Below are 12,598 nucleotides of genomic sequence, written 5' to 3'. Positions count from 1 at the left end.
CCGCCCTGGCCAGGGCGGTGCAGCGCGGCCTGCGGGGCCTGTGAGAACCGGGCCCGTGCGAACCGGGCCTTGCTGAGCGTCAGGAGCCTGAAGACCCATGCCGAGCCCCTTCCACGAGGTGCGCTTCCCGCTCGCCCTGTCCTACGGCTCCCGCGGCGGGCCGGAGCGGCGCACCGAGATCGTCACCCTCGGCTCCGGCGACGAGGAGAGGAACAGCCTCTGGCGCCATTCCCGCCGTACCTACAATGCCGGGCCGGCCCTGCGCCGGGCCGAGGACGTGGCCGTGCTGATCGCCTTCTTCGAGGAGCGGCGCGGTCCCCTCTACGGCTTCCGCTGGCGCGACCCCTTCGACCATGCCTCCGCGCCGCCGGGCCGGGAGCCGGCGCCCACCGACCAGGCGCTCGGGACCGGCGACGGCACCACCCGGGTGTTCCCGCTCGCCAAGACCTATGGCGGTGCCTTCGCGCCCTATGCCCGGCCGATCACCAAGCCGGTCGCCGGCTCGGTCACGGTCGCGGTCGGCGGCGTGGCGCTCGCGCCTGCCGCCTTCACGGTGGATGCCACCACCGGCCTCGTCACCCTGGCGGCGGCGCCCGGCCTCGGGGCCGTGGTGACGGCGGGCTTCACCTTCGACGTGCCGGTGCGCTTCGCCACCGACCGCATCGAGATCGACCACCAGGCCCTGCGCGCCGGAGTGGTCGCCGATATCCCGATCCTCGAAATCCGGCGGTGACCGCATGAAGACCCTGCCGCCCGGCCTCGCCGCGAGCCTCGCCAGCGGCGTCACCACCCTGTGCCAGTGCTGGATCGTCACCCGCACCGACGGGCTGCGCCTCGGCTTCACCGATCACGACGAGGACCTCACCGTCGACGGCGTGACCTGCTCGGCCGAGAGCGGCGCCACCGGCACCGCGCTCGAACAGGGCACCGGGCTGTCCGCCGACAGCCTGGAGATCGTCGGCGCCCTCACCAGCGGGCGCCTGGCCGAGGCGGAACTGGCCCGCGGCCTGTTCGACGGCGCCGCGGTCGCGGTCTGGCGAGTCGACTGGGCGAGCCCGGCCGACCGGGTGCTGGTCCTCTCCGGCACGATCGGCGAGGTCGCGCGCGGGCCCACCGCCTTCACGGCGGAGGTGCGCGGCCTCGCCGATCGGCTCAACCAGCCCCGCGGCCGGGTCTATCAACGCTCCTGCGACGCGCTCCTCGGCGATGCCCGCTGCCGGGTCGACGCCACCGCCCCGGCGATGCGCGGCAGCGGCACGGTGGCGACGGTGCGGAGCGCCCGCAGCCTGATCGCCTCCGGGCTTGCCGCCTATGCGAGCCGTTGGTTCGAGGCCGGCCGGCTGGTCTGGACCTCCGGCGCCAATGCCGGGGCGGCTTGCGAGGTGCAGGCGCATGTCCGTCTCGGCCCGCTCGCCATCCTCGACCTGTGGGAGCCGATGCCGGCCCCGATCGTGGCCGGCGATGCGTTCCAGGTCGTCGCCGGCTGCGACAAGTCCCTGGCGAGCTGCCGCGACAAGTTCGCCAACGTCCTCAACTTCCGCGGCTTCCCGGATCTGCCGGGCAACGATTACGCCGTGGCCTACGCCGTCCAGGGAGCCGACAATGATGGAGGCCGCCTCGGCTGAGACCCGCACGCGCGTCGTCGCGCTGGCGCGGACCTGGCTCGGCACGCCCTACCACCATCAGGCGAGCCTGCGGGGCGCGGGCTGCGACTGCCTCGGCCTGCTGCGGGGCGTCTATGCCGAGCTCACCGGCGCCGAGCCGGAGGTGCCGCCGCCCTACTCGCCGAGCTGGGCCGAGGACCGGGGCGCGGAGACCCTGCGGGACGGTGCCGCCCGGCATCTCGTGCCGCTCGCGCCCGATGCGGCCGAGCCCGGCGACGTGCTGCTGTTCCGCTGGCGCGACCGCCTGCCGGCCAAGCATTGCGGGATCCTCACCGGGCCCTGCCGCATGATCCACGCCTATGACGGCCACGCCGTGGTCGAGACCTGGCTCCCGCCGGCCTGGTCCCGGCGGATCGCCTACGCCTTCCGGTTCCCCGAACCCTCGCCTGTGATCCTGCCGGAGCCCCCGCGATGAGCACGCTCGTCCTCTCGGCCGTCGGCCAGGCAGCCGGCTCGGCCCTCGGCGGCCCGATCGGCGGCGCTCTCGGCCAGGCGCTCGGCGCCGGCGGCGGCAGCGTGATCGACCGCGCCCTGTTCGGCTCGCGCGCCAAGCCGCAGATCAACATCGGCCCGCGCCTGACGGACCTGCACGTCACCGCCTCGACCGAGGGCGCCGCGATCACCCGCGTCTTCGGCCGCGTCCGCATCGGCGGTCAGATCATCTGGGCGACCCGCATCAAGGAGACGCAATCGGTCGAGAAGGTGAAGTCTCCCGGCGGCAAGGGCGGGGGAGGGCAGAAGGCGTTCAACGTCACCTATTCCTACAGCGTCAGCGTGGCGATCGCCCTGTGCGAAGGCCCGATCGTCGCCGTCGGCCAGGTCTATGCGGACGGCAAGCCGATCGCGCTCGCGGCTTACGGGGCCCGGGTCTATCTCGGCGACGAGGCGCAGGGGCCGGATCCGAAGATCTCGGCCATCGAGGGCGCCGACAGCGCCCCGGCCTATCGCGGGCTCGCTTACATCGTGTTCGAGGATCTGCCGCTCGCCGCCTTCGGCAACCGGGTCCCGGTCATCACCGCCGAGGTGATCCGGCGGGCGCCCAACGCCTCCGGCCGGCCGGCGCTCGAAGATCTCGTGACCGCCGTGACCATGATCCCGAGCATGGGCGAGTTCACCTATGCCACCGTGCCGGTCAACGCATCGACCTTCGGCGGGCTCGAAGGGCAGAACACGGTCTCGGGCGGGGTCGATGTTGTGAAGGCCCTCGACCAGCTCGCCGTCGAGGCGCCGCGCTGCCGGCACGTCTCCCTCGTGGTCGCCTGGCACGGCACCGACCTGCGGCTGTCGGATTGCCGCATCGTCCCGAAGGCCGAGACGGCCGTGAAGACCACCACGCCGGAATGGCTCGCCGGGGGGATCGACCGGGCGGCGGCTTCCATCGTCAGCCGCGACGCGCTCGGGGCGCCGCTCCTCGGCGGCGCCCCCTCCGACCTGTCGGTGGTGCAGCTCGTCCAGGCGCTGAAGGCACGGGGCTACGCCGTCACGCTCTACCCGTTCGTGATGATGGACATCGCCCCCGGCAACGGCCTGCCCGATCCCTATGGCGGGGCGGAGCAGGCGGCGTTCCCCTGGCGCGGGCGCGTGACCTGCCATCCGGCGCCCGGCCGGCCCGGCACCGTCGACAAGACCGCCGCCGCGGCCGATCAGGTCGCGGCGTTCTTCGGCACCGTGGCGCCGGCGGACCTGGCGTGGAACGGCAAGACGGTCACGTCGACCAAGGCGGAATTCTCGTTCCGGCGCTTCATCCTGCATTGCGCGCGGCTGGCGCAAGCCGCGGGCGGGGTCGACACATTCCTGATCGGCTCGGAGATGATCGGGCTCACCACGGTGCGCTCGGGGGCCGCGACCTATCCGGCGGTGGAACAGTTCGTCGGCCTCGTGGCCGACGCGCGCGCGATCCTGGGGAGCGGCACGAAGCTCGGTTACTCGGCCGACTGGACGGAATACGCGAACCATCGTCCGGCCGACGGCTCGAACGACGTGTATTTCCATCTCGATCCGCTGTGGTCGAACCCGAATATCGACTTCGTCGGGATCGACAATTACATGCCGCTCGCCGATTGGCGCGACGGGTTCAACCATCGCGACGCCAAGGCGGGCACGTTCACCGGCGGCGGGCCCTCGCCCTACGATCCGGGCTATCTCGCCGGCAACGTCGCGGCCGGCGAGCTGTACGACTGGTCCTATCCGACCTCCGCCGACCGCGACGCCCAGAACCGGGTGCCGATCGCCGACACGGCGCACAGTGAGCACTGGGTGTTCCGCCCCAAGGACCTGCGCGCCTGGTGGGCGAACCCGCATCGCGACCGGCCGGGCGGGGTGCGCCAGGCGACGGCGACGGGGTGGGTGCCGCAGGGCAAACCAATCCGCTTCATCGAACTGGGCTGCCCGGCAGTCGACAAGGGCATGAACCAGCCCAACGTCTTCGTCGACCCGAAGTCGTCGGAGTCGTTCCTGCCCTACTATTCCAACGGACGGCGGGATCCGGCGGCGCAGCGGGCCTACCTCGAAGCCACCCTGGCCTATTGGCAGGGCGCTGCCGGCAATCCGGTCTCCGCCGTCTATGGCGGCCGGATGGTCGATCCCGAGCGGCTGTTCGTCTGGACCTGGGATGCAAGGCCCTATCCGGACTTCCCGCGCCAATCCTCCGTCTGGAGCGACGGGCCGAACTACCGGCTCGGCCACTGGATCAACGGGCGGCTCGGCCTGTCGCCGATCGCCGACGTGGTGGCGGAGCTGTGCGGCGGCCTCGGGGTTCCGATCGATGTCGGCCAGCTCTACGGCCTCGTCGAGGGCTACGCCGTCACCGAGGTGCAGACGCCGCGGGCCTCGCTCGACAGCTTGCGGACGTGCTTCTTCTTCGACGCGGCCGAGTCGGCCGGGCGGCTGGTCTTCGCGCCGCTGGCGCGGGCGCCGGCGGCCTCGCTGACGGCCGACGATCTGGTGGCGCGGGAGGGCAGCGGCGGCGATTACCGGCGCACGCGCGGCGAAGAGACGGCGCTGCCGGGGGTGGTGGCGCTGACCTACATCGATCCGCAGCGCGGCTACCAGTCGGCCTCAGTCGAGGCGCGCCGCTCCGACGGCCGGGCCAACGCCGTGCAGCGGGTCTCCGTGCCGCTCTGTCTCGACGAGGGCGCGGCGCGGGGCATCGCGCAGGCGCTGCTCTATCAGGGGGTGGTCGAGCGCGAGCAGGTCGGGGCCACCCTGCCGCCCTCCTGCCTGGCGCTCGATGCCGGCGACGTCGTCACCCTGTCGCTGGCCGGGAGCGGCACCGACTACCGGCTGACCCATCTCGGCCTGGAGGGGGGCCGGCCGGCGAGCGGCATCCGCACCGATCCCGCGGTGTTCGCCTACCGGGACGGCAGCGCGGCGCCGCGGCCAGCCGAGCCACCGGCGACGGTGGGTGTGGCGCTGTTCCAGTTCCTCGACCTGCCGCTCCTGCGCTCGGACGCGGTGGCTCATGCGCCCTACCTCGCCGCCTACACGGCGCCGTGGTCGCCCGTGGCGGTGCTGCGCGCGACCGCCGGCGGCGCCTTCGCGGACGACGCGACTTTGGGCGCCCGGTCGGTCATCGGGCGGCTGACGGCCGACCTCTCCCCGGGGCCGTGCGCGCGGTGGGACCGGGTGAACGGCGTCTTTGTCGAGGTGCCGCGCGGGGTCGAGCTGACGTCCGCCCCCGAGATCGACGTGCTCAACGGGGCCAACGTGGCGGCCCTGCTGACACCCTCGGGGGAATGGGAGGTGCTGCAATGGGCGCAAGCCACCTTGCTCGCGCCCGGGCGCTACCGCCTCGCGACGCTGCTGCGCGGCCAGCTCGGGACGGACTTCGCCTTGGGAAGCCCAACCCCGGCCGGTGCCCCGTTCGTGGTGCTGACGGACGCGCTGGTGCAGTCCGGGATGCCGCTGTCCCTGCGCACCCTGCCGCTCGCCTGGCGCTGGGGGCCGCTCGGCCGGCCGCCGGAGGATCCGTCCTTTGCCGGCGACACCCTGGCGTTCCGGGGCGTGGGCCTGCGCCCCTACGCGCCCGCGCAGGCCCGGATGGTGCGGGCGCAGACCGGCGACCTCGTCCTGTCGTGGATCCGGCGCACCCGGATCGACGGCGACCCGTGGGAGCAGGTCGAGGTGCCCTTAGGGGAAGAAACCGAAGCCTACGCCGTCGACGTGCTGTCGGGTTCCTCTGCCGGCTCCTCTGCCGGATCGACGGTGCTGCGCACGTTCGACCTGTCGGCGCCGGCCGTCACCTACACGGCCGCCCACCAGGCGGCCGATTTCGGCGGGCCGGTCACCGGCCTGTCCGTCGCCATCCACCAAGTCTCGGCAACCTATGGCCGCGGCGCGGCCCTGAGGGCGACCCTGCATGCCTGACGCCACCACCGCCAACCTCGCCCTGCCGCTCTTGCAGGCGGCGCAGGCGCAGAAGCACGTGACGCACAACGAGGCGTTGGTCGGCCTCGACACGCTGGTGCAGCTCGCGGTGCTCGACAAGGACCTGACCGCGCCGCCCGCCGGCCCGGCCGAGGGCGACCGCTACCTGATCGCGGGCGCGAGCCCCACCGGAGCGTGGTCGGGCTGGGCCGGCCGGGTGGTGCGCTACCAGGACGGGGCGTGGCGCTCCTTCGTGCCGCGCCCCGGCTGGCTCGCCTTCGTGGCGGACGAGGCCGACCTCTACACCTATGCCGGTGGGGCCTGGGCCTCGTTCCGCTCCACCCTGACGGCGTTCCAGAACCTGACGCGGCTCGGCCTCGGCACCACCGCCGACGCCACGAACCCCTTCGCCGCCAAGTTGAACAAGGCGCTCTGGACGGCGCTGACCACCGGCGAGGGCGGCACCGGGGACCTGCGCTATACCCTCAACAAGCAGGCCCCCGGCAATACCCTGTCGTTCCTGCTCCAGACCGGCTTCTCGGGCCGGGCCGAGATCGGGCTGACCGGCGACGACGACCTGCGCCTCAAGGTCTCGGCCGATGGCGGCACCTGGCGCGAGGCCCTGCGGGTCGACCGCTCGACCGGCGGCCTCGACCTCGCGGCGGCCGAGGTCTCCGCCGCCGTTGCCGCCACGGTCGACCTCGGCGGGCTCCCGTCGCTCAAGGTGGCGCTCACCGGCACCGGCACGGTCACCAGCTTCGGCACCGTCCCGAACCGGCTGCGCCTGCTGCGCTTCACCGGCACCGCGACGCTCACCCACAACGCCACGAGCCTGATCCTGCCGGGCGGCGCCACCCTCGTCACGGCGGCCGGCGACACCGCCGTCGCCACCTCGGACGGCTCGGGCAACTGGCGCGTGGTCGACTACGTCCGCGCCTCCGGCAAGCCGCTCGCCGGCCCGGCCGCGGCCGAGATCACGGATGCCGGCGCGACCGGCCGGGCGGTGCTGACGGCGGCCGATGCCGGCGCTGCCGCCGTCGCGCTCGGTCTCGGGCCGAGCTTCCGCAACCGCCTGCGCAATGCCGCCTTCGCAATCAACCAGCGCGCTCGCTCGGGAACGGTGACGCTGGCGGCAGGCGCCTATGGGCATGACGGCGTCAAGGCGGGCGCGTCCGGCGCGACCTATACTTTTGCGGTCAGTGGACTCGATACGGCGCTGACGATCTCCGCAGGCTCGCTCGTCCTGCCGATCGAAGCGGCAATGATCGAGGGCGGGATCTATACGCTGTCCCATGCCGGCACGGCGCAGGCGCGGGTGTGGCAAGGGGGCGGGGCAGCCGGCTCGGGCTCCTACGCCGCCTGCCCGTTGACCGTTGCCGGGTTGAGCGCCACCACACAAACCAATGTGGAGTTTTCCGCCGGCACGGTGCTGCGACCGCAATTCGAGCCGGGGACCGCATCGACCGTCTTCGAGCGCCGCCCCATCGACGCAGAACTGGCGCTGTGCCAGCGCTATTTCGAGACGAACTACAAGACGGGCATCGCTCCGGGATCGGCCGTCAACATAAACCCGGACATGTGTCAATATGCACACCCATCCGGCGGCTTTGGGCAATATATCACTTTCAACGTCCGGAAGCGTGCGGCCCCTTCACTGACTCTTTATGACGCCAACGGCGCATCCGGGAAAGTCACATATTACACAAATACGTGGAATAACGGCGGAGACATCTCCGCCGTAGGCATGAGCGAGGTAGGAATATACGTTCAGTCCAATATCAGCGGTGCGATGCAGACCGCACTCATGTTCGCCGTCAGCGCGGAGATTTGACGATGAGCTATGCCGCAATGGACGGGATGCCATTTGTCCTGCGCACGGCCGATGGCGCTTTCATCCCCGCTGATCCGGCCAATATCGATTGGCAGAGGTATCTCGCCTGGCTCGAGGCCGGCCACGAAGCGGCGCCGCTGCCGATCCCGGAGCAAGCGAAGGTGGCGCCGGCGGTTTCGGTGAGCGACCGGCAGTTCTTCCAGGCGCTCACCCTGGCCGGCACCATCACGCAGGACGAGGCGCTGGCGGCGGTGATGACCGGCACGCTGCCGGCGCGGATGGAGGCGGCGGTGGCGGGCCTGCCGGACGCCCAGCAATTTGCCGCCCGGATGCTGCTGTCGGGTGCCACCACGTTCGAGCGCGGCCACCCGATGGTGGCGCGGCTCGGCGCCGCGCTCGGTTACGATGCGGCGGCCCTGGACGCGCTGTGGCGCCAGGCTGCCACCCTCTGATCGCGGCCTGACAAACGCCAAGCAGGCTTGCGTTGGCAGGCCAACGCTTCGCCCGCCTAGGCTCTTGTTTTGTCGCAGATTTTTATCGCCGAACCGGTGACCACTTCGGCGAAATCTGCTTAGGGCCACCCGGCCCTCACCCGTGGCGGAGTTTGAGGACGAGCACCGTGCCGGCCAGGACCAGTGTGACGGCGTTGGCCGCCACAAGGGGTCTGTCGCCGAGCGCGAGGCCGTAGGTAAGCCACAGCGCCAGCCCGAGGTTGAGGACGACGAGCATCCCGACCGAGAGATCGCGGGTCGAGCGCGTGCGCCACGCCTGAATGACCTGGGGCAGGTAGGCTGCGGTCGTGCAGGCGGCTGCCGCATAGCCGCAGAAATCAATCCAGCTCATCTGCCCCCGCCCATCGGTGCGCGGCCGGTTCGACGGCCGTCCTGCCCACCCATGACCAAGGCTCCGGGGGCGTCAACCGCCACCGGCTCGGGCGGCGCGCCGTCACGCCCGGTCCCCACGCCACGCTGACAATCTGGAGATCCTGCATGTCCGCGACGACGTTCGAGCGGGCGCTTGCGCTCGTCCTGACACACGAGGGGGGATGGTCGGACGACCCGGCCGATCCCGGGGGAGCGACGAATCTCGGCGTCACCATCGGCACCCTGAGCCTGTGGCTCGGCCGGCCAGCGACGCGCGCCGAGGTGCGGGCACTGACGCCGGCCACGGTGGCGCCGCTCTACCGGCGCCGGTTCTGGGACGCGATCCAGGGCGACGCGCTGCCGGCCGGGCTCGACGTCGCGCTGTTCGACTTCGCGGTGAATAGCGGACCGAAGCGGGCGGTGATCGGTCTCCAGCGGGCGCTGGATGTGGCCGACGATGGACGGCTCGGCCCCGTGACGCTGGCGGCGCTGGCGGACCGCGACCGACCGGGGCTGATCGGCGCCGTGTGCGACGGGCGTCTGGCCTTCCTGCGGGCGCTCTCGACCTGGCCGCGCTTCGGCCGCGGCTGGACCCGGCGGGTCGAGGAGGTGCGGGTGGCCAGCCTCGCGCTCCACGCCACCCCCGATCGGCACGCCGCACCGAAGACCTGCCCGGCCTGCGGTCACTCCGTCGCGGCCTGACGCGGCCATTCCGGCTTTCACCAGGAGGATCCATGAACCAGGAACAGCTCACCACCCTGCTGCGCACCCTGCTCCAGTTCGGCGGCGGCATCGCCGTCGGGCGCGGCTGGATCGATGCCGATACCGCCACCACGCTGACCGGCGCGCTGGTCACGCTCATCGTGACCGTCTGGGGCCTCTACGTGCGGCGCAACGCCGGTCTCGTCGCCGCCGCGGCCGAAGTCCCCACCGTCACGGCGATCCTCGCCGACCCGACGACCGCCCGGGCGATCCCGAGCCCGAAGGTCCGGCCGCCCGCTTAGGCTCGGCAGAGGCGCCGCGGCCTCGGGCTCCGCCTTTTGAACGGATCCGGTGCCGATGCGATCACCCATAGGCGAGACACCAGCCCGGCCCGCGCAGCCAGCATCGGTCGTCCGGGAGTTCATCCGTGCGGTCGAGCCTCCGCACAGCCTCCTGGCCACCGGCCGCGAGGGCCCGCGCCAGGGCCCGCTCAGCCTCCGGATCGCGGGCACCGGCGCAAGGATAGATCAGGGTCGGGGAGAGGCAGCGTGCGGTGTAGTGGCCGTCGTCGCGACGCACGATCAGGAACACGGCACCTCGCGTGATCGGGGTGCCGGGCATCGGGCCGGCGGTGAGGGGCAGGATCAGGCGCCCGCCGGGCTTCAGCGCGTCGAGCCAGCATTCGGCCGGCCGCACCGCGCCGGCATTGACGAGGACGAGGTCGGCGGGGGGAAGCGGCATGGACGCACCGTCGCCGGCGACGATGCGGACCTGAGGCCGGCCGGCCAGCGCCTCGGCGGCAAAGGCCGCCAGGGCGGGATCGTGCTCGATGCCGAGCACATGGCCCTCCGCGCCCGCGAGATGGGCCAGCAGCGCCGTGTAGTAGCCGGTTCCCGTACCGACATGCACCGCATCCATCCCCCGGGCCGGCCCGCCCCGGGCGATGAGGCCGGTCACGAAGGAGGGCTGCCCGTTATTGAGGTGCCGCTCGGACCGGATCGCCACCGGCAGGTCCTGATAGAGATAGACCGGATCGTCATCGGGCGTCCGGGCATAGCCGCCGGACGAACGGGCCAAGTGCCAGGGTCCGGGCGGCAGGAAGCGCTCGCGGGGAACGGCGGCCAGGGCGGCCTCCAGGGCGCAGCGCAAACCGGCCTCGTCCGGAGCCGCCGCATGGGCAATGTGCCGGGCATAGATGTGCCGTGCGATGGCGGACCGTTCGTCTCGTGCCATGGTGCCTGCTTCCCTCTGCTCGCTCGCAGGCCGCGGCTGCGCGGCCATGGGTGCAGGCGCACGAGCGGGCCGGACGCGGACGACCTGTGCGGTGGAATTTTTCGTCCGTGCCTGTCCGCGGCCGGCGCGCCCGTGTGCATCACCGCGGAGGCGGTTGGACAGGGCGACGATGGAGACGGACAAGACGGAGCCACGCGACATCGCAGGGGCGATCCGCGGCCTGTCGGCCCTCGACCTCGCGCGCCTGCGGGCGCTCGCCCGGCTGCGGGCGCGGCGGCTTCCCGGCACCGACTGGCCGGACATCCTGCACGAGGCGATCGTGCGGGCACTCGACGGCACGCGGCGCTGGCCGAGGGGGGTGCCGGTCCTGGTCTTTCTGGCCGGCTGCATGCGCTCGATCGAGCACGACCTCCGGCGGCGGCAGACCTACGAGCGGCTGTCCCGGGCCCAGCTGTCCCGGGAGCACGATCCGGCGGACCGGGAGGGGAGCGATCCCGAGCGGGCCATCGCCGCCGCGCAGGCGCTCGGCGCGATCGTCTCGCTGTTCTCGGGTGACGAGACGGTGCTACGGATCATCGAAGGGCTTGGCCACGGCCGGTCCGCCGCCGAGATCCGCGCCCGGCACGGCCTGTCCCAGACGGATTACGACAGCGCCCGCAAGCGGCTGCGCCGCACCCTGCTGCGGCTCGATTCCGACGGAGGCCCGCGATGACCCAGTGGCGACCCGATCTGACGCTCGATCGCCTGACCGAGGCGCTCGAGGCCGAGATCCTGTCGGCGCCCGAGCCGGAGCTGCGGGCCGTCGTGGCGGATGGCGCGGGCGAGGCGGAGGCTCTGCGGCGCCTCGTACTGCGGATGGTCGACCGGGCCGAGGAAGGGATCGGCCTGCCGCCCGGGATGATCGGGAGGTTCCCGGCCCCGCGGCGGCCTTGATCCCCGGGCACGCGATCTCAGCCCAGCACCACCACCTGCGCGCCCACCGGCACCCGGGCATAGAGGTCGATCGCGTCCTGGTTGATCATCCGGATGCAGCCCGAGGAGACGCTGCGGCCGATGCTCTCCGGCTCGGTGGTGCCGTGGATGCGGTAGAGCGTGTCCTTGTTGTTCTGCCACAGGTAGAGGGCACGGGCGCCGAGCGGGTTGCGCGGGCCGCCGGGCACGCCGAGGCCGCTCTGCAACTTCGATACGCTGCGCGCCAGCGCCGGCTGGCGGGCGATCATCTCCTTGGGCGGGTACCAGTCCGGCCAAGCCTGCTTGGAGTTGATGGTGGCCGCCCCGTTCCAGGCAAAGCCCTGACGGCCGACGCCAACGCCATAGCGGCGCGCCCGGCCGCCCTCCTGGACGAGGTAGAGATGGTGCGCCCGCGGATCGACCACGATCGTGCCCGGTGCGTGACGGCCGCTATAGGCGACCTCCTGGCGCAGGAAGGACGGGTTGGCGCGGCGCCAGCGGAAGGCCGCGACCGGGAACGGCTCGGTCTCGAGGGCCGCATAGGCGCGGGCAAGGTCGATCGGGCCGTCATCGACCACCACCGTGGCGTTCGGATCGACCGTCCCCGGCTGCGGCTGCTCCGCGCGCCGCGGCGAGCTGCCCCAGAACGAATCCTCCTCCAGCGCCGGGGCGGGCGCCGGCTCGCTCCGGTAATACGGGTCCGCGGCTTGTCCCCGCGTGTCGTAGAACGCGCCGTCATCGGCCTGGACGGGATCGCGGGAACGCCGGCGCCGGACGGGGGCGAAATCCTGGTCCGTCCAGGCGAGGGCAGGGCGCGGGAACGCCCCCGCCAGCAGCGTCGAGGCGAGGCCGGCGGCCGTGCCGGCGACCAGGAAGCGGCGGTTCTTGTCGGTCATGGGAGGTCTTGGCGATCGTGCAGACAGGAACGCAACGCCGGATGGCGCAGTGCAGCAACAGCTAGGACATTTCCCCGCCGAGGGGAAACCGCC

General features: G+C 72.3%; 13 protein-coding genes. 10 read left to right on the top strand and 3 right to left on the bottom strand.

From position 1 onward, the window contains the following. The first annotated feature begins 97 nt into the window (after positions 1-97). From VP06_RS31640 to VP06_RS31615, 6 genes are read left to right on the top strand one after another with little or no spacing between them, the layout of a single operon-like run. On the top strand, positions 98-733 hold the full coding sequence (locus VP06_RS31640; protein ID WP_048467791.1) for a DUF2460 domain-containing protein: 636 nt from the start codon (positions 98-100) through the stop codon (positions 731-733). Positions 734-737: 4 nt separating this feature from the next. Then, complete coding sequence (locus VP06_RS31635; protein WP_048467790.1) at positions 738-1,625, top strand: DUF2163 domain-containing protein; 888 nt, start codon at positions 738-740, stop codon at positions 1,623-1,625. Next, positions 1,603-2,079 (top strand): NlpC/P60 family protein, encoded by a 477-nt coding sequence (locus VP06_RS31630; protein ID WP_425350975.1) that lies wholly within the window; start codon positions 1,603-1,605, stop codon positions 2,077-2,079. The genes VP06_RS31635 and VP06_RS31630 overlap by 23 nt, the downstream gene beginning before the upstream one ends. Next, positions 2,076-6,029, top strand: coding sequence for a baseplate multidomain protein megatron (locus tag VP06_RS31625; protein WP_048467788.1), 3,954 nt, complete (start codon positions 2,076-2,078; stop codon positions 6,027-6,029). The genes VP06_RS31630 and VP06_RS31625 overlap by 4 nt, the downstream gene beginning before the upstream one ends. Beyond that, complete coding sequence (locus VP06_RS38375) at positions 6,022-7,860, top strand: DUF2793 domain-containing protein (protein WP_245291391.1); 1,839 nt, start codon at positions 6,022-6,024, stop codon at positions 7,858-7,860. Before VP06_RS31625 ends, VP06_RS38375 begins: the two co-directional genes overlap by 8 nt. A gap of 2 nt (positions 7,861-7,862) precedes the next feature. Continuing rightward, complete coding sequence (locus VP06_RS31615) at positions 7,863-8,312, top strand: hypothetical protein (RefSeq protein WP_048467787.1); 450 nt, start codon at positions 7,863-7,865, stop codon at positions 8,310-8,312. Between the two features lie 136 nt (positions 8,313-8,448). Here VP06_RS31615 and VP06_RS31610 read toward each other — a convergent pair whose 3' ends face one another. Continuing rightward, on the bottom strand, positions 8,449-8,703 hold the full coding sequence (locus VP06_RS31610) for a SemiSWEET transporter (protein ID WP_048467786.1): 255 nt from the start codon (positions 8,701-8,703) through the stop codon (positions 8,449-8,451). A 146-nt stretch (positions 8,704-8,849) separates the two neighbouring features. Between VP06_RS31610 and VP06_RS31605 the strand changes: the two genes are divergently transcribed. Both VP06_RS31605 and VP06_RS33975 read left to right on the top strand, forming a co-directional pair. Continuing rightward, a complete protein-coding gene (locus VP06_RS31605) occupies positions 8,850-9,425 on the top strand; it encodes a glycoside hydrolase family 108 protein (RefSeq protein WP_053082122.1) in 576 nt (191 codons plus the stop codon). A gap of 32 nt (positions 9,426-9,457) precedes the next feature. Continuing rightward, positions 9,458-9,727 carry a Pam3-gp28 family putative phage holin gene (locus VP06_RS33975; protein WP_053082121.1) on the top strand — a complete coding sequence of 90 codons (270 nt, stop codon included), beginning with the start codon at positions 9,458-9,460 and terminating at the stop codon, positions 9,725-9,727. Between the two features lie 61 nt (positions 9,728-9,788). On the opposite strand, the gene VP06_RS31600 is transcribed toward VP06_RS33975, so the two are convergent. Then, entirely contained in the window at positions 9,789-10,658 is an 870-nt protein-coding gene (locus VP06_RS31600; RefSeq protein ID WP_053082120.1) for a protein-L-isoaspartate O-methyltransferase family protein, read from the bottom strand. A 169-nt stretch (positions 10,659-10,827) separates the two neighbouring features. Here VP06_RS31600 and VP06_RS31595 point away from each other — a divergent pair, with 169 nt between their 5' ends. Together VP06_RS31595 and VP06_RS31590 are read left to right on the top strand one after the other, a co-directional pair. Beyond that, entirely contained in the window at positions 10,828-11,370 is a 543-nt protein-coding gene (locus tag VP06_RS31595) for a hypothetical protein (RefSeq protein ID WP_053082119.1), read from the top strand. Then, positions 11,367-11,591 (top strand): hypothetical protein, encoded by a 225-nt coding sequence (locus tag VP06_RS31590; RefSeq protein ID WP_048467785.1) that lies wholly within the window; start codon positions 11,367-11,369, stop codon positions 11,589-11,591. The genes VP06_RS31595 and VP06_RS31590 overlap by 4 nt, the downstream gene beginning before the upstream one ends. Before the next feature lie 17 nt (positions 11,592-11,608). Here the strand turns inward: VP06_RS31590 and VP06_RS31585 are convergent, their stop codons facing one another. Then, positions 11,609-12,505 (bottom strand): L,D-transpeptidase, encoded by an 897-nt coding sequence (locus tag VP06_RS31585; protein ID WP_048467784.1) that lies wholly within the window; start codon positions 12,503-12,505, stop codon positions 11,609-11,611. Positions 12,506-12,598 lie beyond the last annotated feature (93 nt).

The organism is Methylobacterium aquaticum (assembly GCF_001043915.1).
In the GTDB taxonomy this organism is placed as follows: Bacteria; Pseudomonadota; Alphaproteobacteria; order Rhizobiales; family Beijerinckiaceae; genus Methylobacterium; species Methylobacterium aquaticum.
The sequence above is the reverse complement of the archived record's forward strand: the minus strand, read 5'-3'. Positions and strand labels throughout refer to the sequence as shown.

Coding starts and splice junctions, on each gene's coding strand:
- VP06_RS31630 (WP_425350975.1), top strand. CDS start 1,603: ATGATGGAGGCCGCCTCGGCTGAGACCCGCACGCGCGTCGTCGCGCTG.
- VP06_RS31595 (WP_053082119.1), top strand. CDS start 10,828: ATGGAGACGGACAAGACGGAGCCACGCGACATCGCAGGGGCGATCCGC.
- VP06_RS31600 (WP_053082120.1), bottom strand. CDS start 10,658: ATGGCACGAGACGAACGGTCCGCCATCGCACGGCACATCTATGCCCGG.
- VP06_RS31585 (WP_048467784.1), bottom strand. CDS start 12,505: ATGACCGACAAGAACCGCCGCTTCCTGGTCGCCGGCACGGCCGCCGGC.
- VP06_RS33975 (WP_053082121.1), top strand. CDS start 9,458: ATGAACCAGGAACAGCTCACCACCCTGCTGCGCACCCTGCTCCAGTTC.
- VP06_RS31635 (WP_048467790.1), top strand. CDS start 738: ATGAAGACCCTGCCGCCCGGCCTCGCCGCGAGCCTCGCCAGCGGCGTC.
- VP06_RS31610 (WP_048467786.1), bottom strand. CDS start 8,703: ATGAGCTGGATTGATTTCTGCGGCTATGCGGCAGCCGCCTGCACGACC.
- VP06_RS31615 (WP_048467787.1), top strand. CDS start 7,863: ATGAGCTATGCCGCAATGGACGGGATGCCATTTGTCCTGCGCACGGCC.
- VP06_RS38375 (WP_245291391.1), top strand. CDS start 6,022: ATGCCTGACGCCACCACCGCCAACCTCGCCCTGCCGCTCTTGCAGGCG.
- VP06_RS31590 (WP_048467785.1), top strand. CDS start 11,367: ATGACCCAGTGGCGACCCGATCTGACGCTCGATCGCCTGACCGAGGCG.
- VP06_RS31640 (WP_048467791.1), top strand. CDS start 98: ATGCCGAGCCCCTTCCACGAGGTGCGCTTCCCGCTCGCCCTGTCCTAC.
- VP06_RS31625 (WP_048467788.1), top strand. CDS start 2,076: ATGAGCACGCTCGTCCTCTCGGCCGTCGGCCAGGCAGCCGGCTCGGCC.
- VP06_RS31605 (WP_053082122.1), top strand. CDS start 8,850: ATGTCCGCGACGACGTTCGAGCGGGCGCTTGCGCTCGTCCTGACACAC.